This window comes from Methylobacterium brachythecii (genome assembly GCF_014196345.1).
GTDB lineage: Bacteria > Pseudomonadota > Alphaproteobacteria > Rhizobiales > Beijerinckiaceae > Methylobacterium > Methylobacterium brachythecii.
This window is the reverse complement of sequence record NZ_JACIDN010000009.1, coordinates 121,542-143,458: the sequence shown is the minus strand read 5'-3', so window position 1 is coordinate 143,458 and position 21,917 is coordinate 121,542. Positions and strand designations below refer to the sequence as shown.

22 protein-coding genes are annotated in these 21,917 nt (G+C 67.7%); 8 read left to right on the top strand and 14 right to left on the bottom strand.

Features of this window, described 5'->3' with window-relative positions; all coding sequences use genetic code 11:
- The first annotated feature begins 94 nt into the window (after window positions 1-94).
- Window positions 95-334, top strand: a complete 240-nt coding sequence (locus GGR33_RS21705; RefSeq protein ID WP_183509394.1) for a hypothetical protein — start codon at window positions 95-97, stop codon at window positions 332-334.
- Window positions 335-446: 112 nt separating this feature from the next.
- On the top strand, window positions 447-1,610 hold the full coding sequence (locus GGR33_RS21700) for a zinc-binding metallopeptidase family protein (RefSeq protein ID WP_183509392.1): 1,164 nt from the start codon (window positions 447-449) through the stop codon (window positions 1,608-1,610).
- 64 nt (window positions 1,611-1,674) lie between these two features.
- Here the strand turns inward: GGR33_RS21700 and GGR33_RS21695 are convergent, their stop codons facing one another.
- The 5 genes from GGR33_RS21695 to GGR33_RS21675 all read right to left on the bottom strand — a co-directional run bounded on the left by GGR33_RS21695 (window position 1,675) and on the right by GGR33_RS21675 (window position 6,861).
- Entirely contained in the window at window positions 1,675-2,343 is a 669-nt protein-coding gene (locus GGR33_RS21695) for a DUF2147 domain-containing protein (protein WP_183509388.1), read from the bottom strand.
- 231 nt (window positions 2,344-2,574) lie between these two features.
- Window positions 2,575-2,778: a hypothetical protein gene (locus GGR33_RS21690; protein ID WP_183509385.1), complete on the bottom strand. Its 204-nt coding sequence runs from the start codon at window positions 2,776-2,778 to the stop codon at window positions 2,575-2,577.
- A gap of 273 nt (window positions 2,779-3,051) precedes the next feature.
- The gene (locus tag GGR33_RS21685) at window positions 3,052-4,068 is read right to left on the bottom strand and encodes a YcjF family protein (RefSeq protein WP_183509379.1); all 1,017 of its coding nucleotides are present in this window, start codon (window positions 4,066-4,068) and stop codon (window positions 3,052-3,054) included.
- Complete coding sequence (locus tag GGR33_RS21680) at window positions 4,065-5,513, bottom strand: YcjX family GTP-binding protein (protein WP_183509373.1); 1,449 nt, start codon at window positions 5,511-5,513, stop codon at window positions 4,065-4,067. Before GGR33_RS21680 ends, GGR33_RS21685 begins: the two co-directional genes overlap by 4 nt.
- A 73-nt stretch (window positions 5,514-5,586) precedes the next feature.
- A complete protein-coding gene (locus GGR33_RS21675) occupies window positions 5,587-6,861 on the bottom strand; it encodes a hypothetical protein (protein WP_183509368.1) in 1,275 nt (424 codons plus the stop codon).
- 181 nt (window positions 6,862-7,042) lie between these two features.
- On the opposite strand from GGR33_RS21675, the gene GGR33_RS21670 reads away from it, so the two are divergent.
- Window positions 7,043-7,351 (top strand): hypothetical protein, encoded by a 309-nt coding sequence (locus GGR33_RS21670; protein ID WP_183509364.1) that lies wholly within the window; start codon window positions 7,043-7,045, stop codon window positions 7,349-7,351.
- 270 nt (window positions 7,352-7,621) lie between these two features.
- Here the strand turns inward: GGR33_RS21670 and GGR33_RS21665 are convergent, their stop codons facing one another.
- Together GGR33_RS21665 and GGR33_RS21660 are read right to left on the bottom strand one after the other, a co-directional pair.
- Window positions 7,622-8,134 (bottom strand): SixA phosphatase family protein, encoded by a 513-nt coding sequence (locus tag GGR33_RS21665; RefSeq protein ID WP_183509359.1) that lies wholly within the window; start codon window positions 8,132-8,134, stop codon window positions 7,622-7,624.
- A 2-nt stretch (window positions 8,135-8,136) separates the two neighbouring features.
- Window positions 8,137-9,117 carry an aldo/keto reductase gene (locus tag GGR33_RS21660; RefSeq protein ID WP_183509353.1) on the bottom strand — a complete coding sequence of 327 codons (981 nt, stop codon included), beginning with the start codon at window positions 9,115-9,117 and terminating at the stop codon, window positions 8,137-8,139.
- Window positions 9,118-9,249: 132 nt separating this feature from the next.
- Here GGR33_RS21660 and GGR33_RS21655 point away from each other — a divergent pair, with 132 nt between their 5' ends.
- The gene (locus GGR33_RS21655; protein WP_183509349.1) at window positions 9,250-10,179 is read left to right on the top strand and encodes a class I fructose-bisphosphate aldolase; all 930 of its coding nucleotides are present in this window, start codon (window positions 9,250-9,252) and stop codon (window positions 10,177-10,179) included.
- A 22-nt stretch (window positions 10,180-10,201) separates the two neighbouring features.
- On the opposite strand, the gene GGR33_RS21650 is transcribed toward GGR33_RS21655, so the two are convergent.
- Window positions 10,202-11,095, bottom strand: a complete 894-nt coding sequence (locus GGR33_RS21650) for an AraC family transcriptional regulator (protein WP_183509346.1) — start codon at window positions 11,093-11,095, stop codon at window positions 10,202-10,204.
- A 166-nt stretch (window positions 11,096-11,261) separates the two neighbouring features.
- On the opposite strand from GGR33_RS21650, the gene GGR33_RS21645 reads away from it, so the two are divergent.
- Window positions 11,262-11,825 (top strand): DUF308 domain-containing protein, encoded by a 564-nt coding sequence (locus GGR33_RS21645; protein WP_183509343.1) that lies wholly within the window; start codon window positions 11,262-11,264, stop codon window positions 11,823-11,825.
- A gap of 27 nt (window positions 11,826-11,852) precedes the next feature.
- Here GGR33_RS21645 and GGR33_RS21640 read toward each other — a convergent pair whose 3' ends face one another.
- The 3 genes from GGR33_RS21640 to GGR33_RS21630 all read right to left on the bottom strand — a co-directional run bounded on the left by GGR33_RS21640 (window position 11,853) and on the right by GGR33_RS21630 (window position 14,636).
- A complete protein-coding gene (locus GGR33_RS21640) occupies window positions 11,853-12,704 on the bottom strand; it encodes an AAA family ATPase (RefSeq protein WP_183509338.1) in 852 nt (283 codons plus the stop codon).
- Between the two features lie 82 nt (window positions 12,705-12,786).
- Complete coding sequence (locus GGR33_RS21635; RefSeq protein WP_183509333.1) at window positions 12,787-13,425, bottom strand: hypothetical protein; 639 nt, start codon at window positions 13,423-13,425, stop codon at window positions 12,787-12,789.
- Window positions 13,422-14,636: an ATPase gene (locus GGR33_RS21630; RefSeq protein WP_183509329.1), complete on the bottom strand. Its 1,215-nt coding sequence runs from the start codon at window positions 14,634-14,636 to the stop codon at window positions 13,422-13,424. Before GGR33_RS21630 ends, GGR33_RS21635 begins: the two co-directional genes overlap by 4 nt.
- 353 nt (window positions 14,637-14,989) lie before the next feature.
- Here GGR33_RS21630 and GGR33_RS21625 point away from each other — a divergent pair, with 353 nt between their 5' ends.
- Window positions 14,990-16,894, top strand: a complete 1,905-nt coding sequence (locus GGR33_RS21625) for a cation:proton antiporter domain-containing protein (protein ID WP_183509324.1) — start codon at window positions 14,990-14,992, stop codon at window positions 16,892-16,894.
- A gap of 298 nt (window positions 16,895-17,192) precedes the next feature.
- Entirely contained in the window at window positions 17,193-18,332 is a 1,140-nt protein-coding gene (locus GGR33_RS21620; protein WP_183509320.1) for a glycosyltransferase family 61 protein, read from the top strand.
- Between the two features lie 57 nt (window positions 18,333-18,389).
- Here the strand turns inward: GGR33_RS21620 and GGR33_RS21615 are convergent, their stop codons facing one another.
- Complete coding sequence (locus GGR33_RS21615) at window positions 18,390-18,803, bottom strand: hypothetical protein (protein ID WP_425488809.1); 414 nt, start codon at window positions 18,801-18,803, stop codon at window positions 18,390-18,392.
- A gap of 272 nt (window positions 18,804-19,075) precedes the next feature.
- Here GGR33_RS21615 and GGR33_RS21610 point away from each other — a divergent pair, with 272 nt between their 5' ends.
- Window positions 19,076-20,251, top strand: a complete 1,176-nt coding sequence (locus GGR33_RS21610; protein ID WP_183509318.1) for a vWA domain-containing protein — start codon at window positions 19,076-19,078, stop codon at window positions 20,249-20,251.
- 52 nt (window positions 20,252-20,303) lie between these two features.
- Here the strand turns inward: GGR33_RS21610 and GGR33_RS21605 are convergent, their stop codons facing one another.
- Together GGR33_RS21605 and GGR33_RS21600 are read right to left on the bottom strand one after the other, a co-directional pair.
- Window positions 20,304-21,365 carry a hypothetical protein gene (locus GGR33_RS21605; protein ID WP_183509310.1) on the bottom strand — a complete coding sequence of 354 codons (1,062 nt, stop codon included), beginning with the start codon at window positions 21,363-21,365 and terminating at the stop codon, window positions 20,304-20,306.
- A gap of 119 nt (window positions 21,366-21,484) precedes the next feature.
- Complete coding sequence (locus GGR33_RS21600) at window positions 21,485-21,805, bottom strand: 2Fe-2S iron-sulfur cluster-binding protein (protein ID WP_183509863.1); 321 nt, start codon at window positions 21,803-21,805, stop codon at window positions 21,485-21,487.
- Window positions 21,806-21,917 lie beyond the last annotated feature (112 nt).

Sequence of the window (21,917 nt, the reverse complement as noted above, 5' to 3'; positions counted from 1 at the left end):
TTATCGAGCGAGCTTCGCCCCGCCCCGATCCCGATTGAACCGAGGCACGCCGACGATGCCAGCTCACCGAATTCATCTCACGACCGCACCGGGCATGCCCCTGCCGACCCTGAAGCGCAAGCTCGGCGTATCGAACGTCGGCCTCTATTGCGATGCCTGCGGCGAGTTCTTCGCCTTCGGCGTCGAGATACCCGACGACCAGATCGTCGAGTTCATCGCGGACGGCCCGATCCTGACCAAGTGCCCGTTCTGCGAGGTCGAACGCGATCGGCGCGTCGCCGACATCACGCGTCTTGTGTTGACCGAGGGCACGAAGCGGCGCGCCCTCGGCTGATCGCCGGCAAGGCGCGGCGGAACCTCCGGAACCCGGCCCCGCTTGGTCAGAACGGTGGCATCGGCGGCGGTTTGCGCGCATGTCGGGCCATCGGCCTCATCCGGACGGACTCATGAAGATCTTCCAGTGCCAGGCCTGCGACCAGCCGATCTCGTTCGAGAGCGTCTCGTGCGAGAGCTGCGAGCGCCGCCTCGGTTTCGTGACGGGCGTTCAGGAGATGTCGGCGCTCGAACCCTCGGGCGACGATCTCTGGCACGCCTACGCCCATCCGGGCGCCAAGCTGCGCTTCTGCGCCAACACGGCCTACGAGGCCTGCAACTGGATGGTGCGGGAGGATTCGCCCGAGCCCTACTGCATCGCCTGTCGGCACAACAATCTGGTGCCCGACCTCGCGGTGGAGAAGAATCTCACCCGTTGGCGCCAGATCGAGGCTGCCAAGCACAGATTATTCTACACGCTGATGCGCCTCGGCCTGCCGCTGGCGAGCCGCGAGCAGTATTCCGATGGGCTCGCCTTCGACTTCCTGGCCGACCCGGCCGAGACCCAGGCGGATGGTCCGCCGGTCCTGACGGGACACGACAGCGGCCTGATCACCCTCAACATCGCCGAGGCCGACGATGCCGAGCGCGAGCGGCGACGCGTGTTGTTCGGCGAGTTCTACCGGACGCTTCTCGGGCATTTCCGCCACGAGATCGGGCATTATTTCTGGGACGTGCTGGTCCGATACGACGCGAGTCTGCCGACCTGCCGGGTGATCTTCGGCGACGAGAGCGTCGATTACGGAGAAGCCCTGCAGCAGCACTATGCGAACGGCCCACCCCCGCATTGGGAGGAGACCTATGTCTCCTCCTATGCGACCGCGCACCCTTGGGAGGACTTCGCCGAGACCTTCGCCCACTACTTGCACATCGTGGACACGCTGGAGACGGCCTCGTCCTTCGAAATCCAGGTGCGGCCGAAGCTGCGGAGCGCTGCGGAGGACAACGAGGACGGCCACGTCGTCATCGATTTCGACCCGTACCAGGCCGGCGATTTCGGGCGCCTGATCGCAGCCTGGATGCCGCTGACCTATGCGGTGAATTCGCTCAATCGCTCCATGGGACAGCCGGCGCTCTACCCGTTCAAGCTGACCCCGGCGGTGATCGCCAAGCTCGCCTTCGTCCATGAGCGAATCTACTCGGCCCGCAACGCCCCACCGTCGGCCGAGGCCGGGGAAGACATGCTCAAGGCGGTGATCACGGGCCTGCGCCAGCGCGTCGCCGCGCCGACCACCTGAAACGACGAAGGCCGCGATCCGGGGATTCCGGATCGCGGCCTTCGTGAAGACGTGTCGGCTTGGCTCAGTCTTCCGGCTGCTCGGCCTGCGCAGCCGGAGCGGCGGTCTTAGCCGGGGCGGCGGCGGGCTTCGCAGCTGCCGATTTGGGCGCCTTCGGGGCGGTGCCGGTGGTCGCGGGCGAGCCTGCGGCGTTGGCCACGTTGGTGGTCTTCGGCGCCCACTCGGCGTCGGCGCGCGGGCCGTTGGCGCCGTTGGTCGGGCCGGTGAGCTGTCCCGGTGCGAGGTCGGCCTTCTGCTCCCAGGTCTGCGAGCCACAGAGGAAGCCGAGCATGCAGCCCTTCACGCTGAGCTCGCCCTGGGCCTCGGACCAGATCGTCACGTCGTAGAACTTGCCGTTCTCGGCGTTGTAGATCTTGCCCTCGTAGCGGCCGTCGGCATTCGGCTTCAGACCCATGATCATCTGGTGGCCGAGGGAGGGACGAGCCTGCTTCTTCGGATCGGGATTGTTGAAGTCGACGCGGGGCTTGCCCTGGTCGTTCAACGGCACTTTCAGCCAGACGGCGTAGCCGCAGAGATTGGTGTTCTGCGCGCCGCATTTCTCGACGCGGATGCGCGCCTTGCCGTCCTCGGTGAGCCAGACGCCGCTCGGATCGCGCGGGGCGGCCTGGGCGAGGCTCGGGAGGGCGACGAGCGCCAGGCCCGTGAGCGCGCCGGTGATCGAAGACCAATTCATGCGATTCTTCCCCATGCCCGCTAAGAGAGTGCGGGTCGTCGGCAGGTTCGGGGCCGCGGCGTCGGTGCCGTCCGGCCTCTCGTCTGGGGGCTCGTTTCGTCCTGGATGTTGACCGCATCATGACCGGCGCGGGGCGCTACGGTGCCCGAGGCTGCAGACGCGCGGTCATCCCAAACGAAAAAGGCCGGCGCTCTCGCACCGGCCTCGATCGCAGTCCGTTTTCCGGGTCGATCACTCGGCGGGCTGGGCGCCCGTGGAGAAGTGACCGCACCAATCCTTCGCGTCGACCACCGGCCACAGGCCGTGGCCCTTCGGCTCAGGCTGGCTCACGGGCGGGTTGAAGCGGCACAGGCCCTCGTCGCCGGCAGCAGCGCCGCCATTGGTCTTGTGCTCGTCGAAGAAGCGGCAGCTCTGGCAGGAGGCGCTGGTGGCCATGGGACGATTCCTTCTTTCGGTTGCAGCGATCGAAGCCGGCTAGCTCGGTCGCAATCACTGTTTGAAGTTAGAATAACTCCAGAGAGTGGTCAACCAGTTTAGAATGATTCTGTTTCACCGGGTCGGCGCAAAATGTCTGCGGCGGGCCGACGCACCCGTCCGCCGGCCCATCGCCGAGGGAACGGTGAGGCAGGCGACCTCGATCATGCTGCGTTCTGACCGAACCGATCAAAACCCAGAAAATACGATCAAATCAATGAGTTAAAGCGTGTTCTACGCCTCGTCCTTGGGCGCCGCGCGGAGCAGCTCGCCGGCGACGTCGTTGACCGTCGGCGGGGTCTCGCGCGTGAAGGGCAGCGGCCGGCAGACGGCGAGCGCGGCGAGGCCGAAGCGCGCGGTCATTAGCCCGTTGAGGATGCCCTCCCCGAGCTTGGCCGAGACGCGCGCGGCGAGGCCGAGCCCGAGCACCTGCTGGACCACGCCCTCCCCCACCGCCATGCCACCGGTCACGGTGAGATGGGCGAAGGCGGCCCGCGCCAGCCGCAGGAATCCGAGGAAGCCGGGACGTCCGCCATAGATCCCTGCGATCCTGCGCAGCAGTCGCACCGCCGCGAACACCACGAAGACGACGTCGACGATGGCGCGCGGCGACAGCGCGGTGACCGCCGAGACCTGCTTGGCGGCCTGGGCGATGGCATTCTTGGCGCGGGTATCGAGGGGCGCAAGCAACTCTCGCTCGGCGATGCCGATGCGGTCGTCCACGTCGAGGATGGCATCGCCCAGCGCGTCGAGCCGAGCGCGTCCCTCGGCGAGCGCGGCACGATCTGCGTAGAAACTGCGCAGGTCCTTCACCACGCCCTGGGCTGCCGTGTGATCGCGCGTCGCCAGCGCTTCGACCGCCCTCGCCCGCAGCGCCTCGATCTTGCGCTCGCGCCAGACCCCGGCGATCTCGCGGGCGACGATGGCGGTGAGCGCGATCAGGGCCAGGGCCAGCAGCGCCAGCGCCACCCAGCCGAGCCAGGGCGCGGCCGAGAACAGGTCGACGATCAGCCGCTCGATCGACAGGCCGATCGCGATCGAGACGAGACCGCCCAGCGCCGAGAAGAGCAGCGTCACCCACGGGGCGCGCCGCTTCGTGGCAACCGGCACCACGACGCCGTCGGCCGCCTCGACGATCTCGAAGGGTTCTTCGACGAAGCGGATGGTTTCGGCGTGGGCGGAGGGCAGGGCCTCGGCGGTCTCCACCGTATCAACGGAGGGGATGCGGAAGGCGCGCGGGCGCTGGCTCATGACAGGCGATCCCCGATCAGAAACTGCATCGCTCGGTCGAGCCGGATCATCGGCAGATCGCCCGGGCGTCCGAGCCGGTCGGGCTTGAGCAGCGGCGGCCGGAACCGCGGAAATCGCAGGGAGCCCGGTGTCACCGCGCCTTCGAGCACGGCCTGGGCGTCTGGCGGCAGTTCACCCGGAAACACCGCCGCCTCGGTGAGCCCATCGAAGACTTCGTCGCCGACTTGCTCGCCAGCTTCCGGCGTGCCGGAGACCGCGCGCAGCACCGTGTCGCCGTCATGCACGGTGGTCTCGCGCGTGGCGCGCACCGAGGCGAGTGCCACGGTGCCCACCCGGGCGCCCGCGGCCTCGGTCCGGCGCATCGCGCGGGCGACGAGCAGGCGCAGCAGCGCGTCGAGCCGGTCGTGGCTGGTCTGGTGGAGGTGGTCGGCCTTGGTCGCGGCGAACAGGATCTTGTCCGCGCGTGGCGCGAAGAAATAAGAGAGCAGCGTGTTGCGGCCGATGCGGAAGGACAGCAGCACGGTATCGAGCGCCTCCTCCAGCTCCGCGAGCGCGGCCGGCCCGGCATCGACGGCCGAGAGCACGTCGACCAGCACGATCTGCCGGTCGACCCGCTGGAAGTGGTCGCGGAAGAACGGCACCACGACCTTGGCCTTGTAGGCCTCGAAGCGCCGCTCCATCAGGCCAGCGAGGCTATCGGACGCGATGCTCTCGCCGAGGTCGTCGAGCGGTGCGAAGGTCAGCATCGGCGAGCCGGCCAGATCGCCCGGCATCAAGAAGCGGCCGGGTGGCGTCGTGGCGACCGATTCAGGGCCCGAGCGCAAGGCCGAGAGATAGGTCTTGAAGCTGGCGGCGGCACGCTCGGCCACGATTTCGTCGAGCGGCCCGCGGGGATCGAGGCCCTTCAGGGTTTCGAGCCAGGGGGCGGCCATGGCGGCGCGCCCTGCCCTGCGGGTGCCGAGGATCGTGGCGCGCGACCAGCCGGTATAGCTTTGGTCGATCAGGGCGAGGTCGAGCAGCCACTCGCCGGGATAATCCACCACGTCGAGGTTCAGCGTCGCCGGGCCGCTGCGCCAGCCGCCCGCGCGCTCGTACTCGATGGCCAGCCGAAATTGGCTGATCCGGTCGGTCGAGCGCGGCCAGCGCCTCTCCTCGGTGAGCGCCGAAAAATGCTCCTCGAAGGGAAAGCGTGGCACGTCATCGTCGGGCTGCGGCACCAGGCGGGCGCGGCGCAGGCGGCCCTCGTGAGCGGGTGTGAAGGCAGGGAGCCCGCGGCCCTCGACGAGGTGATGGATCAGCGCGGTCGTGAAGACGGTCTTGCCCGAGCGCGCCAGCCCTGTGACGCCGAGCCGGAGCGTCGGCTGGATCAGGAGGTCGCTGGAAGCTTCGGCGAAGGCCTTGATCGCGGAGCCGGCTTGCGCGGCGAAGTCGGACAGAGGCGGCAAGGATGGGCTCGGGAGCGGGACTTCGGGAAGGATGCGGGGTTTGAGGTGGCGCGCAGGCCCGGATCGCGCAAGGTCACTCGCCCACTGCCGCTGCGGCCCCAGCCGAGCGCAGACCGAGTCGGCCGATCGCCGCGGCGATCAGGGCCGGGCTTGCGTGAAGCGAGCCGAGTTCGACGGAGGACATTGCCAGCATCACCGGAGCGAGCCGGGCCGTCGGCGTTCCGTCGGCCTCGAACAGCCTGAGGTCGTCCTCCGGCTTCAGCCCGACGCTGGCGGCGATCCGGCTCGCGTAGTTGCGGATGCGGGTCTCGTCGGTGCTGCACAGCGGGACGGGCACGCTGAGGTCGAGCAGGCGTCCACCGGCCAGCCCGGCCACGATCGACGGCAGGGCGGCCGATTCTGAGACCATCCTGTCGGGGGCGAGCAGAGCGGCCGGATTAGCCGCCCCGCTGCCCGCCAGCCGGGTCGGTCGCGACGCGGCTGCATCGAGCGGGAATTTCGGTGGCGGCGCGAGCCCGCTCCGTGCCGAGAGACCGTGGATCGGCGGCTTCTCCGCCTGCGCTGTTCCCGGACCGATTCCGGCTGCGATGTCGGCCACCGGCTTCGGGAGCGCCGCCCTGGCGGAGACGCGCGTGGCATGGCTCGGATGGCCGGCAAGTCTCGCGCGGGCCGACCAGGGCTGCACGCGCAAGGAGGTGCCGGCGCTCCCGCGGTAGACGGTGACCCGTCGCGGCGCTCCTCCCCGGGCGTGTCGCGCGAGAAAGCGGGCGCGCAGGGTCTTGCCGATCCCTTGCGGCGCCACCGCCTTGGTGACCGGTGGGACCGCGGCCGCACGCGCCGGAAGTGCCCTCGGCGTGCCCGCGGTGGCCCCGAGCCCGCATTCGGCGGGGGCCCAGCGCCGCACGATGGCGAGCGCCGTGCGGCGCCCAAATTCGCGATAGTAGCGCTGCAGCAGGATCGCGGCCGCGTTGGCCCCGTCGGCCGCCGTGGCGAAGCCGGTATGGCCCTCGCCGTCGCCGCCGAGCTCGCCGCGCCAGCGGGCCTGCTTGATGCACCAGTAATTGTTGAGCTTCACGCAGCGGGCGACGAAGCCCGGATCGGTCGCCGCGTATTTCACGACCAGCGCCAGCGAGGCCGGCAACAGCGCGGCGCCTGCCTCGTCGCGCCAATTCGACACTGCCCGCGCCGTCGCGCTGAAATAGGGCAGCGCCGGAGGTGGCGGCTCCGCGCCGAGGCTCGAGCGCAAAGCCGGCGCCTCGAGAGCGGCGTGTCGCGCCCGCACCGCCTCGAGGCCGGCGTCGAGACGCGGCAGCACCGTCGCCAGGGCGATGAGCGCTTCGAGAAGCACGGGCGGATCTCGGCGGGTTGGAGCTTGGCCTTTCTAGCACAACGGCGGCGGACACGCACGGTTCACCCGATGTCGGCGCCATCCACATCTGCCGGCATCGAGGCCCTGCGATCGATCGGCGGGGTGAGCCTGAACCGAAGCTCCGGCCATCCGTTGGCGTCCGGGCAAACGGAGAGGCACGATGAAAGCACGAATGATTCTGACGGCTGCGCTCGTCGCGATGGGGGCGCCGGCCTCGGCTCAGATCGTCAGCGGAGGCGCCGCCAATACCGGCGTTCCGGCCCCTGCCGGGACGGGCGGTGTCCGGTCCGGCACGGTGCCCGGTGGCGCGCTCGACGATCGCAGCCCGGGCACGGCCGCCGGCAATGCGGCGAACCGGAGCAACTCGTCCGTTCCCGGTACGACGCCGAACGTGAATATCGGCGGCACGCCGACGAGCGGGCCGCCCGGTTCGGGCGGCAGCGCGGGCGGCCCTTCGCTCGGCAACTGACCGAGCGCCGCGTCCGCCGACGCGAGGCTTCGCGAAGGAGCGCTCCACGATCGGCTCGCCGCCACGAAAAACCCGCCGCGGCATCTCTGCCGGGCGGGTCGAAGTCGAGTTGGCAAGCCGCCACGCCAAGGCGACCTGAAAAAAGTTCTGGATGCCATGGATGATTTCGTCAAGTTGAACGTACGGCCTGCCAAAGGCCGCGTTCGTGCTCCTCGCCTGCCCCTGCCGCACCCCGATACCTCGCGGTTCGTTGGCGCGGACGCTTCGGGATCAGTCCGTCAGATCGCGCGGCACGACGAACCGCTCCAGCCGACCGCCTGCCCGGCCGATGCCGCTCCAATGGTCGGCCGGGACATCGATCACGGCGAGCCCGGCCGTCGGAAATTTCTCCCTGAGATTCGCGCGCAGGCTCGGGGAGCCCTCCCCGATCAGCAGCATGGCGAAGTCCTGGAGGCCGGGATTGTGCCCAATCACCAGCAGAGTCTCGGCACGGTCGGGTGCCGAGTGTACCGCATCGAGGATGCGGGAGGCCGAGGCCTCGTAGATCATCGGCACGGTCTCAGCCTCGACGCCCGGCAAGTCGCGGCGCACCATCTCCCAGGTCTCTTGCGTGCGTCGCGCCGGCGAGACGAAGACGTGGTCCGGTACGAGCTTCTCGGCCCTGAGATAGGCGCCCATGCGCGAAGCGGTGGCGCGGCCGCGCTCGTTCAGCGGCCGGTCGAGATCGGCGACGCCCTCGGGCCAGGCGGATTTGGCGTGGCGGAGCAGAATCAGGCGGCCCATGATCAGGAGAAGCCCACCGTTGCGTGCGGAATGTAGGCCTCCTCCAGCGTCTGGATTTCCTCTGTCGTCAACTCGACGTCCAGGGCGGCGACCGCATCGTCGAGGTGATGTGGCTTCGAGGCGCCGATGATCGGCGCGGTGACGACGGGCTTCGAGAGCACCCAGGCCAGAGCCACCTGAGCACGCGGGATGCCGCGCTGCGCGGCGACCTTCGCCACCGCTTCGATCACCCGACGGTCGGCCTCGACGGTGGCGTCGTAGAGCCCGACGCCCGTGACGTCGCTGTCCTGCCGGGGCGAGGTCGCATCAGCGTCGCGGGTCAGGCGGCCGCGGGCGAGGGGGCTCCAGGGCAGCACGGCGATGCCCTGGTCGGCGCAGAGCGGCAGCATCTCGCGCTCCTCCTCGCGGCTGAGCAGGTTGTAGTGGTCCTGCATCGTGGCAAAGCGCGTCCAGCCGTTGAGATCGGCCGTGAACAGCGCCTTGGCGAATTGCCAGGCGAACATCGAGGAGGCGCCGAGATAGCGCGCCTTGCCCGCCTTCACGACGTCGTGCAGCGCCTCCATTGTCACCTCGATCGGCGTGCCGTAGTCCCAGCGGTGGATCTGGTAGAGGTCGACGTGGTCGGTGCCGAGCCGCCTCAGGCTGGCATCGATCGAGGAGAAGATCGCCTTGCGCGAGAGGCCGCCGGAATTCGGCCGATCCTTGAGCGGAAAGTAGACCTTGGTAGCGAGGACGATCTCGTCGCGCACGCCGAGATCCCGGAGCGCCCGCCCGACGATCTCCTCGGAGGTGCCGTCCGAGTAGAAGTTGGCGGTGTCGAAGAAGTTGAAGCCGAGATCGAGCGCCTTCTTCAGGAGAGGCCGGCTGTTCTCCTCGGTCATGGTCCAGGGATGGGGCCCGCGCTCGGGCACGCCGTAGGTCATGCAGCCGAGGCAGAGCGGCGAGACGTCGAGGCCGGTGCGGCCGAGCTTTTTGGTTTTCATGGCGACGGTCCTGTGTCCCCCGGCCGCTTATCTGGGCGTCGGCGGCGCGAAAGCGAGAGCGTGCGGAACCTCGCCGGTTCGGCTCTGTTGCGTTGGCGAAGCCGTCTGTCCGCCAAGCCCCGGAGCCGTCCGATGGAACGTTCTGCCCGCGTCGCCGAGATCCTGTCCTGGTACGGCGCCGACAGCCCCGGAACCCTGACGAACCTCGCCCGGCTTCTGGAACACGGCCGCCTCGGCGGCACCGGCAAGCTCCTGATCCTGCCCGTGGACCAGGGCTTCGAGCACGGCCCTGCCCGCAGCTTCGCGCCGAACCCGCCGGCCTACGACCCGCGCTACCATTTCGAACTCGCCATCGAGGCCGGCTGCAACGCCTACGCTGCTCCCCTAGGCTTCCTGGAGGCGGGCGCGCGCAAATTCGCTGGCCGCATCCCGCTGATCCTCAAGCTCAACGACCACGACACGCTCGCCGACGAGGACGATCCCGACCAGGCGCTGACCGGCTCGGTGGCGGATGCCCTGCGGCTCGGCTGCTCGGCGATCGGCTTCACGATCTATCCGGGTTCGATCCACCGCAACGCCATGTACGGCCAGATCCGCGAGATCGCCGAGGAGGCCAAGGCGGTGGGCCTCGCCGTGGTGATCTGGTCCTATGCCCGTGGCTCCTCGCTCTCGAAGGAGGGCGAGACGGCGATCGACGTGATTGGCTATGCCGCGCAGATCGCGGCGCAGCTCGGCGCGCACATCATCAAGGTGAAGCTGCCGAGCGACCACATCGAGCAGGACGCGGCGCGCAAGGTCTACGAGAAGACCGGCATCCCGATCGGCACGGCGGCCGAGCGCGTGAAGCACATCGTGCAATGTGCCTTCGACGGCCGCCGCATCGTGATCTTTTCCGGTGGCGGCGCGGCCGAGGACGCGCCGTTCCTCGAAGAGATCAAGGCGATCCAGGCCGGCGGCGGGTTCGGCTCGATCATCGGTCGCAATGCCTTCCAGCGCTCGAAGGCGGATGCTCTGAAGCTGTTGGGGCAGGTGTCGGATATCTATTCCGGAAAGGCTCAATGAGCTCGTGACGACGACCCGCCGGTCAGTCGTTCGCCTCCGTTCTTAGGCTCTGCGCAGCTTCGTCGCGGGGCGAATGGCCGAACAGCGCCTTGTAGGCGCGGCTGAAGGCGGCCTCCGATTCATAGCCGACGCGGTGCGCGATCTCTCCGACGCGCGCGCCTCGTCGCGAGAGCAGATCCTGAGCGATCGTGAGCCGCCACGCGTTCTGGTAGCGCAGGGGCGAGAGGCCTACGAGCTGGGTGAAGCGACCGGCGAAACTCGAACGGGACATGCCGGCCAGGTCGGCGAGCGCCTCGACGCTCCAGGGCTGCATCGGCTCCTGGTGGATCGCCTTGAGCGCGCGCGCGATGCGCACATCCGACAATCCACCCAGCCACCCGGAGGACTGACCGCGTTGCACCCAGGTGCGGAGCGTGCGGATGACCAGCACGTCGATGATCCGCGAGATCATCAGGGCCGCGCCGGGCTGGGTGTCCGTCGTCTCGATCATCAGGAAGTGGACGATGCCGTCGAGCCATCCGGCTCCTTCGTCGCGCCGGATATGGATGCGCCGGGGCAGCGCGGCGATCATGCTGCGCAAGGTGTAGGGATCGAACCGGAACCGGCAGACGACGATCTGCGCGGGCTGTGACGCGACGAAGGACGTCGCGCCGATACCGTTCGGGATCAGGACGAGATCGCCTGCCTCGACCGCCTCGTCAGGAGCTGTGCCATGCAACGCGCCCTGGGTGACCACGAAGGCATAGGCGGCGTCCGTATCCAGGTTCAGCCGGCCGCCCTCGGGGAGGGTTTCGGACGAGACGCCGTCTCCGGTGAGCCGAATCTGGGCCAGGACGTGTGACAGCAGGTCGACGGAGGTCGCGGCGCGGGTCCCGTCTTCCGGAGGATCGGTCAAGTTTTCCAGCCTTTCGATCATGGCTGATCCGGGCTTCCCACAGGTAATTTGGCGATCCGTAAAGACGCCCAGTCGCTTGAAAACAGGCGCCTTTCCTCGTGAGCGACCCGGTCGCTCGACCATCCCCCTAGCGCGACGCTCGGACCGATCGTCGGTCTCGGCGCTCGTGCGCGCAGAGGACATTTCGATGAATACGGTCGCCTCGCCAAACTGGCTTCGCTCCTACTACTTCACCCGCGCCGGCATCGCCGCCGCCTGGGTTCTCGCCGGCTTCACCGTGGGCAAGAGCGGCCCTGCGATCGCGTCGGTCCTCCTGATCGCCTATCCCGCATGGGACGCGTTCGCCAATCTCATCGACGCGCGACGCAGCGGCGGCCTGAGGGCCAACCCAAGCCAGACGGTCAACGCGATCGTCAGCGTCATCACGGCGATCGCGGTCGCCATCGCCCTCGGTCGGAGCCCCAACGCCGTACTCGCGGTGTTCGGTGCCTGGGCGACTCTCTCGGGTCTGTCACAGCTTGCGACCGGTAGCCGGCGCTGGGGCGCAGGGGCCCAATGGGCGATGGTCCTCAGCGGAGCGCAGTCTGCGCTCGCGGGCGCGTTCTTCATCAAGCGTGCCGCCGGCCCCGATATGCCCGGCATCACAGATGTCGCGCCCTACGCGGCCTTCGGCGCCTTCTATTTCCTCGTCTCGGCGGTCTGGCTGACGGTGGCCGAGATGCGCAAGCACTCCGCTCAGCCAGTCGCCTGACGACCGCCTGCGCGTGCTTCGGTCGCCTCAGCCGCCCCGCCCTTCCCGCCGCATCATGAAGGCCAGCTTCTCGAACAGGCTGACATCCTGCTCGTTCTTGAGGAGTGCCCCGTGCAGCGGCGGGATCAGCTTGCGGCTGTCGCGCTCGCGCAGGGTCTCGGGCTGGACGTCCTCGGAGACGAGGAGCTTCAGCCAGTCGAGCAGCTCCGAGGTCGAGGGCTTCTTCTTGAGGCCGGGCACCTCGCGGGTTTCCAGGAAGACCCGCAGCGCCTCCTCGACGAGGCGGTGCTTGATCCCCGGATAGTGGACGTCGACGATCTGCTGCAACGTCTCGGCGTCGGGGAACTTGATGTAGTGGAAGAAGCAGCGGCGCAGGAAGGCGTCCGGCAGCTCCTTCTCGTTGTTCGAGGTGATGATCACGATAGGACGCCGGGCCGCCTTCACGGTCTCGCCCGTCTCGTAGACGTGGAACTCCATGCGATCGAGCTCGGTGAGCAGGTCGTTCGGGAATTCGATGTCGGCCTTGTCGATCTCGTCGATCAGCAACACTGGGCGCTCGTGCGCGGAAAACGCCTCCCAGAGCTTGCCGCGGCGGATGTAGTTCGAGATCTCCGAAACGCGCGGATCGCCGAGCTGCGAATCGCGCAGGCGCGAGACCGCGTCGTACTCGTAGAGGCCTTGCTGCGCCTTGGTCGTCGACTTGATGTGCCAAGTCAGCAGCGTTGCGCCGAGCCCCTTGGCGATCTCCTCGGCCAGAACCGTCTTCCCGGTGCCGGGCTCACCCTTCACCAGGAGTGGCCGCTCCAGCACGATCGCGGCATTCACCGCCGTGGTGAGGTCGGAGGTCGCGACGTAGGTCTCGGTGCCGGTGAAGCGCATGGAGGCTCGCTGTCGTGGACGGTCAGCCCGGCCTACGTGTCCAGCCGGCGCCCTGCAAGCCTCGGGGATCGCTCGTGAAAGCTCACACCTTGCTCGGATCGAACCAGATGCAGCTCTTGGCGAGCTGCTGCAGGTTCATCTCGGAGCTGGTCTGTGGCGCGATCTGCTTGTTCACCGCGATGTTGACCTGCACCATCACGTCGGAGCCGAATTTCTGCGGGTGCGTGAAGTAGCAGTACTGGCCCTCGGGTGTCTTCTCGTCACCCTTGAAGGTCCAGCCGCTGACGATGTTACCGTCGAGATAGGGCACCGTCTTGAACACGGTGAAGGTGGTGCGCACGGCGGCGTTGCCGTCCTCTCCCTTGGCCTGCTTGGCGACGACCGAGGCGATGTCGGGCTTGGAGGCCACGACCGGCTGCTCAAGCTTCAGCACGTTGTCGGTCAGCGTGACCTCGCCCTTGGTCTTGAGCGTGACGTCGGAGAGCGCCGTCTGCATCGCGCTCGCGATCTTCTCGGCCGCCGAGTCGAACTGGTTCATGTAGGCGTAGCCGTAGGAGGCCGCGCCGATGCCAGCACCCGCGAGCAGGATGAAGGCCCCTGCCCCGAGCGCCCGGTAGAGGAAGGCCTTCGCGAAGATGATCCGCGATTCCGCCCTGAGGCGGCCGTTCACGTTCTGGGCGAGAACGATGTTCTCGTGGGTGCCGGGCGTATGGATGCTCATGCCGTGGCTCCGACGCCAGAGGCCGGGTTGTTGGACTGGGTGATCGGCGGCTGACGCCGGTCGATCGGGATAACCGATGCGGCGGCCGGCTGCTGTGCGGGTGGCCTGGGCTGGAGCAGCTCGGGATGCTCCTTCAGCGCGCCGGTCAGGTGGTCGATCAGGTAGGGCGTCGCCTCGGTGGCGACGTCGGCGCCGAGGTCGTCCTCGTCCATGAAGGTGCGGCGGACGGAGACCGCGGAGAGCGCCAGGATCGTTGAGGCGAAGGCGGCGCACAGCGCCGGCACGAACACGAAGATGCGCAGGAAGGCGTGCACCTGCGCGTCGGTCACCTCGATCGGGTCGACGCCGTAGACCATCGCGGTGAAGGAATGCAGCTGCGAGCGATTCACGGCATTGCGGTAGGACTGCTCCGTGTCGGCGACCTTGCGGTCGGCCGCGCCACGGTCGAGCTGAGACCGAGCCTGCCGTGCCGCTTCGAGATCCTTGGTCACCGCGCCGCGATCGGCGCCGGCCTTGGTGACGGCGGCGTTGAGCGTGGCGACGCGCGGGTCGGCGACGCATTTCAGGTTCGAATAGGCGCGGCCCTTGCTGTTGGTGCCGGAGATGCGCTCGCAGCGCTGAGCCGGCAGGCCGGCGAGCTGCGAGGAATTGTCCGCCGCACGCTTCTCGATCTGCTCCAGTTCGGTCGTGTACTGCGTCACGCGAGCGTCAGCTGCCGCGATACGGGTATCGATCGAGGCGCGGTCGGATTGGGCGTCCTTCAGGGCGGTCTTGGCCTTGGCCGCATCCATCAGGCGCGGGTGGAACATCATCTCGCCGAGCTGCGAGACCGACTTTGTGGTCACGCCGGCCGCGAAGATGATGCCCACGATCGCGAGGCATTTGACGAACCAGGAGCGCTGGGTCCTCGCCAGGATACCGAGCGGCACGCGGCACAGCTCCACCGCGGCGTAGACCAGCGGTGCGAGCAGCATGAAGTAGAAGGCGCGGTGATCGCCATCGCTGTAGTAATCCGCGAAGAGCCAAGCGCCGATCAGCGAGGCGCCGATCACCATGAATTCGACGAGATACGCGATCCCGACATAGCCCCACTTGATGCGGTAGCCGCGTTCGACGTCGCGGGCCTGCTTCCAGCGCTGGCGGTCGAGCTTCCACTCGCGGTTCTCGCGCGCGACGTCGCGGTTCGGCGGGACTTTCCGCAGGATCGGCATACGGTCACTCGGTCTCGAAAGGACGCGCCAAGCGCGGCCTTAAGCCTTCGTTAACATGCTGGTTATGCGGCTATTGTGCCGAAGTTGTGCCGCCCGTCGGGCAGGCGAACGAAGCGGTGGACGGTGGTTTTCCTGCATCAGATCACGCCGTCCGGAACGGAAAACGCCCCTCGGTCGCACAGTGGATGTGCGCTGCGGCACCTCAAATAAGCATAAGCTGGGCCATACGAGGAAGATCTTCGCACGCGGCCGAATTTCGGTTGCCCCATCGGGGCTTGCACCCCCATGATGGCGGGCATCCGTCCTGCTTGCGGACGGTCCATCCTCCTCGCGAAGGCTGAGCAAGCGCACCGATGACCGATCCCACCGCCGCCGGGGCTCAAGTCGCCGCAACGGCCGAGCATCTCGGCGCCTACAAGGAAGCGATCATCTTCCTGGTGACGGCGGGCGTGGTGGTGCCGCTGTTCCATCGCCTGCGGATCAGTCCGGTGCTCGGCTTCATCGGCGCCGGCGCCCTGCTCGGGCCGTACGGGCTCGGCCGCCTCGCGGAGGCGCATCCCTGGCTCGGGCCAGTGACCATCGGCAATCGGGCGGAGATCTCGCATCTCGCTGAGTTCGGCGTGATCTTCCTGATGTTCATGATCGGGATCGAGCTGTCCTGGGAGCGCCTGCGGACCCTGCGCCGCCTGGTCTTCGGTCTCGGCTCGATCCAGGTGATCGCCTCTGCCGGCCTGATCGCCGCCATCCTGATGGCGGTCGGCCAGCCCCTGGCGGCCTCTCTCGTTGTTGGCATCGGCCTCGCCCTGTCCTCGACCGCCGTGGTGCTGCCAGTGCTCGCCGAGCAGAAGCGGCTCAACACGCCCTCTGGCCGCACCAGCTTCGCGGTGCTGCTGTTCCAGGACCTCGCGGTCGCGCCCGTCCTGTTCGCCATCGCGGTGCTCGGGCGCAACGATGGCGGCAATGTCGGCGTCGGGCTGGCACTGGCGCTCGGCCAGGCGGCGGTGGCGCTCGTGGTCATCGTGATCGCCGGCCGCCTGGCGTTGCGCCCGTTGTTTCAGCTCGTGGCCCGCACCAAGAGCCCCGAGTTGTTCATGGCGGCCTGCCTGCTCGTCATCGCCGCGACGGCGCTCACGGCGGCCTCCAGCGGCCTCTCGATGACGCTCGGCGCCTTCGTGGCCGGCCTGCTGCTCGCCGAGACCGAGTATCGCCGGGCCATCGAGGCGACGATCGACCCGTTCAAGGGCCTGCTGCTCGGCGTGTTCTTCGTCTCGGTCGGCATGAGCCTCGATCCGGCTCAGCTCGTCGCGGCACCCGTCCTGATCCTTGGCCTCGCCCTGGCTCTCCTCGTCGTGAAGGGCTTCATCATCCTCGTCGGCGCGCGGATGATGCGGCTGCCGCGGTCGGTGGCCTTCGAGACGGCGCTGCTGCTCGGCCCAGGCGGGGAGTTCGCCTTCGTCCTGCTCGGCGGCGCCATCGTCGGCGGCCTTTTGCCCGAAGCCCTCGGCCAGACGGCGCTCATCGTCACCACCGTCACCATGATCGCGATCCCGCCCTTGGCGCTGCTCGCGCGCCGCATCGGCCGCCGCACCAACAAGGCAGCGCTCGGCCGGGCACGGGCCGAGCCGCCGCCGGATGCACAGCAGGACCGGGTCATCGTCGCGGGCTACGGGCGCGTCGGGCGCCTCGTCGGCGAGATGCTCAAGCGCCACAAGATCCCGTACATCGCCCTCGATTCCGATCCCGTGCGCGTCGCCGAGCAGCGCCGCCTCGGCAACCCGGTCTATTTCGGGGATTCGTCGAGCACCGAGCTTCTGCGCCGCTGCGATATTGCCACGGCCCGCGCCCTCGTGGTCACCCTCGACACGCCGAACCGGGTCGAGGCGGTGGTGCAGGCGGCCCGCGCCGAGCGGCCGGACCTTACCATCGTCGCCCGCGCCCGCGATGCGCGCCACGCCACCGAGCTCTACGAGATGGGCGTCGACGACGCTGTGCCCGAGACCATCGAGGCCTCGCTGCAGCTCTCTGAGGCGGTGCTGGTCGATGTCGGCGTGCCGATGGGCCTCGTCATCGCCTCGATCCACGAGCGCCGCGACGAGTTCCGGATCATGCTCAAGCGCAAGGAGGCCGAGACTCGGCCGGCGTTCCGGGCACGCCGCACCATCGGCAAGACGGTGGATGTGAAGTCCGCAGAGGGGCGTGAAGTATCGAGGACCGACAAGCCAGAGACCCAGGCTGCGAACGCGCGGCCGAGCGCTTGAGAGCGATGCTTCGGCGATTTTCCACCACGCCGTCGTGCCTCTTGAGGGGCATGGCGGTGTCCCGATATCCAACGCGGCGAGCGTCCGGACGGTCTTTCGCATGCCGCAATAACGACCCGCGGCAGAACATAACTGGCCATGGGCTCGACCGTGGCTTTGGCGAACCAAATATGTTCATGGACGTTCGATGCGCTTCGATCTGCGGTCTCTCCGGCTCTCCATAGGACGGCGACCTCTGCAGCATGGAGCAAAGACGGCGCGAGTCGCGAACTCGCCGGACTGGTTCCGGCGCGAGGGCATGGCACTCACCGGTAGCCTCACGGAGGAGCTTGCGTCAGGGACCTACCGCCGCCCTGTCCTGATCGAGCCAGGTTCGGACGAGCCGCGCGTGCCGTTTCTGATTGCCGATGCGATCGATCCGGCTTTCGCGGCCTTCGCTGACAGGTTCGCAGACCCGAGCTTCAGCCGGTTCCGGCCGCTCCCCGTCCGTTGCGCCGACCTCGGGACCGGGCATGTCTGCGGGATCGATGGAATCGTCTTCACGGGCGGGCGCATCGTCAGGGAGACCACGACGAATCTCTGTCCCTGGAAGGATGTCGAGGGCTTCGAGTCGTATCAGTCCGAGGTGAGCGTCTGCTTCCGAAACGATCTGCGTTTCTTCCGGAAGGTCATCGCCGGCGAGTTTCTCGTCGGGTTCACGTCGACTTGGCCGAACTACGCGCATTGGATGAAGGAATGCGTGCCGCGGCTAGTGACCTTCATGCTGCTGCGCATGCATCGGCGTGGCCTGAAGCTTGTTCTGCCCCCCTTTTCCGTTGGGTCCTTTCATCAGGCAACGCTCGATCTGCTCGGCATTTCGGAAGAGTGGATTTATCGAATGCAGCCACGATGCGTCGTGACCTTCGAGAACCTGACTGCCGCCTTCGGCATCGACATCATCGACGTCAGCCCGCTCATGGCGCGAGCGGGCTGGCTCATCCGCAGCGCCCATGCCGTGCGCCACTCCATTGAGGATCGGGGGGACCTGCGTCGGATCTATCTTCACCGCGGCTCCGCGCAGGTCCGTCAGGTCGAGAACTTCGACGTGTGCAGACCGCTCATCGAGTCGGCAGGCTTCGTGATCGAGAATTTCGACGACATGCCCCTGCACGACCAGATCGCTCGCATGCGGTCGGCATCCTGCCTCGTCGCGGAGCACGGCGCCGGTCTCGCGAACATGCTGTTCTGCGAGCCCGGCACACCCGTTGCCGAGCTGTTCAGTCCGGCGACTGTCCAGCCAGCATTCTGGTCGCTCGCGTCGCGCTGCGGGTTGCCGTTCGGGTTCATGGTCGGCGACCCGGTGGACGACGTGCCGAGCTGGAACGGAAACTACGTGTTGGATCCGGCCAAGCTACAGGCGGTGCTGACCGTCGTTGCCGCTGCCGAGAGACGCCACTAGCCAGGGGGCTCGCAAAATACGCCGAGACAGACAGCACGGTTGTCCACCAATGGGCGATCAGTCCTCCCGGTCCGTTTCGCCGTCCTCGTCGTCGAAGAGCGACTCGCGGGGCGCGGGAGGACCCGGCTGAGGCGCCTCTTCCGGCAGGCTGCAGCGATAGACGACCTCGTCGGGCGCGCCCATGGCCGCGTTGAGCGGCACCGCCACGGTGTCACCTTGGAAACGCCACTTGCGGGTGCCCTTGTCCCAGTAGAGCCAGACGGTCTCGTCGTGGCCTTTCACATCGAACACGGCCGCCTTCTTCGACATGGCCCGCACGGTGCGCGGCTCGTAGAGCCCCTTGCGGCGATAGGCCTCGCGAAACTGCGTCGGCTGACGCTCGATGAGCGTGTTGTGTACGATTTGAATCGTGGCTCCCGGCTTCCGAAGAAACCGTTTGAAGTCACTCAAGGAACGCAAGACGACGGTCATTTCAACCATCCGGTCGATAAGTCCGGAAACGCAGGACTTGTGTTCAATGACTTGATTGTCAGCTTCGTGACGGAGTCGATGACTCACCAAAGCGATGCCCTCGACATATCCACCGGATTCCGATTCTTTCCACAGGTGAGTCGATGACTCTGCCGCCAGGCTTGCGAATTCGTTAGCCAAGTCACGACAATTGCTCAGGGTTCGCTCACGCAAGCGTGACCGTTCCGGGCTGCCCTTGACCCGTGCCTCCGGCTCGGGTGACGTGCGCCTCGATGCTGCTCAACCTCTTCACCGCATTGAGGGAAGCCAAGGTTCCGGTCTCGCTGCGCGAGCACCTGACTCTGATCGAGGCTCTCGGGCGAGATCTTCCCCACAAGCGGGTCGAAGACTTCTACGTCCTTGCGCGCACCGCCCTCGTGAAGGACGAGCGCAACCTCGACCGATTCGACCGGGTTTTCGGCCAGGTTTTCAAAGGCTTGGAGACGGTGGGCGACGCCGTGGAGCCGGCGGCGATTCCGGAGGAGTGGCTGCGCAAGCTCGCCGAGAAGTATCTCACCGACGACGAGAAGGCCGAGTTGAAGGCCCTCGGCTGGGACAAGCTGTTCGAGACGCTCAAGCAGCGGCTCGCCGAGCAGAAGGGCCGCCACCAGGGCGGCTCGAAATGGATCGGCACCGGGGGCACCTCCCCGTTCGGGGCCTATGGCTACAATCCGGAAGGCATCCGCATCGGCCAGGACGGCAACCGGAACTTCCGGGCCGTGAAGGTCTGGGACAAGCGCGAGTTCAAGGACCTCGACGACGGCGTCGAACTCGGTACGCGTACCATGCGGATCGCGCTGCGGCGCCTGCGCCGCTTCGCGCGCTCGGGCGCTGCCGAGGAACTCGACCTCGACACCACGATCCGCGAGAGCGCCCGCCAGGGCTATATCGACGTGCGGCTCCGCCCGGAACGGCGCAACGCCGTGAAGGTGCTGTTGTTTCTCGACGTCGGCGGCTCGATGGACTGGCATGTCGAACTGGCCGAGGAGCTGTTTTCGGCTTGCCGGAGCGAATTCAAGCACTTCGCTCACTTCTACTTTCACAACTGCCCCTACGAGGCGGTCTGGACCGAGAACCGGCGGCGTCACGACGAGCGCACCTCGCTCACCGACGTGATCCGCACCTACGGCTCGGATTATCGCGTGGTCTTCGTGGGCGATGCCTCGATGAGCCCCTACGAGATCGCCATGGCTGGCGGTTCGGTGGAGCACTGGAACGAGGAGCCGGGCCAGGTGTGGCTCAACCGCGTGCTCGAGCATTTCCCGAAGGCGGCCTGGCTCAACCCGGTGCCCGAGGCGCACTGGCCCTACACGCAGTCGATCGCCATGGTCCGCCAGATCTTTTCGGGGCGCATGTTCCCGCTGACGCTCGACGGGATCGACGGCGCGACGCGTTCCCTGCTGAAGTAGGCCTTTCGATCCCCTCGCCTCTTTCCGGGACGCATGCCCCAGCCTGCCGCCGTCATCGCCCCGAGGCCTGGGCCGGCCGCAGGGCTCGCAGGCCCGCCGGCAGCGCACGCTCGAAGGCGACGAGGATGGCGGGACGGTGGCGCCGGTAGAGCAGGCCCGCCGCCACGATGGCGATCCCGATCAGCGAGAGCGCGAAGGGAAACAGCAGCGAGTCCTTGAAGACCTTGTCGGCGAGGTGGCCGAGATAGAAGGCGATGCCCATCGCCCCGAACACCGCGTAGACCTTGCGCGTCAGAAAGATCGCCAGTCCGATCAGCCCGACATTGATCAGGCAATAGACGAACTTCCCGATTTCGCTGCTGGAATCCTGGAGCGTCAGTCCTCCCCAGAAGGCGGCGATGGCCGCGAGATGAAGCCAGAAGGCGTAATCCGCGCGGCTCTGGCGGAGGTCGACCGCCCAGGACACGACCATCAGCGCGAGGCCGAACCACAGCGAGACCGTGCGGCGCAGCGCCCAATCGTAGTCCTGCGAGCCGCCGATCCAGGGCGCTAGGTCCATCGACAAGAACCAGAGCGCGACAGCCGCCACCATGGCGATGAACCCGAACGGGTAGAAGCGTACGGCGATCAGTGCGGCGACGAGCGTGGCGATCTCCGTCGCGAGCCAGCTGCCTTTGATCCAGACGTAAAAGTCTTTGTACTGGCCCGGCTCGCCGAAGCGGCCCCACCAGCCCAGCCCCTCCTGGACACCGAAGACGGCAAGCGGCGTCATGGCAACGGCGACCGTCACAAGGAGGCCGCCGGGGATCGGCAGGCCCTTCGCGTGCCAGAGATAATGCCCGGCCGTAGTGAAAAGGACGGCGTAGACCAGGGCCGTCGCGACGAGCGCGCCGGCACCCATCTGGGAGAAGGCCACGGTCGAGAACAGGCCCATCGCGCCGATCACGATGAGCGCGCCGGCATACCAGAGCACGTGGGCGAGATCGAAGACGGCGGCGAGCCTGCTCGTCCTGCCGGGGGTCTGCTCCCCGTAGAACGCCGTCAGGCGCGAGGCCTGGTCGGCCGTGACGATGCCTGCCGCGACGGCGGAGTCGAAGGAGGGTGCCGGAACCATCGTGTGTCGCCCCGGGGCAAGCGGTCTCCGGCCCACCGGAGGACCGAGGCCCTGGTCGGCGACGCTATCGCGCGGTCACCGCCGCTGCCGTGCGATCCGATACGCCGCGGATCGGCTCGTCAGCCCTGGCGGGCCGGCGTCGTCACCTTGAGGCCGTCGAGCTCGGGCGTGATCCGGATCTGGCAGGACAGCCGTGAAGTGGCGCGCACATCCGAGGCGAAATCGAGCATGTCCTGCTCCATCGGCTCTGAGGGGCCGACCGCTTCCATCCAATCCTCGTCGACGTAGACGTGGCAGGTGGCGCAGGCGCAGGCGCCACCGCATTCGGCATCGATGCCGGGCACGTTGTTGCGGATCGCGGCCTCCATCACGGTCGACCCGACCTGCCCGTCGATCGTGCGGGCGGTGCCTGCGTGATCGACGTAGGTGATGTTGGGCATGCCTTGCTCCGCCGTCGTGCCGATGCGCCTCAGGCGCGTGTCCATGGCCTCGGCCCGCTTGTTGGAGGGGCACGCACGGGAATGCAAGCATGGGAGCAGGGTTTGGGCCGAC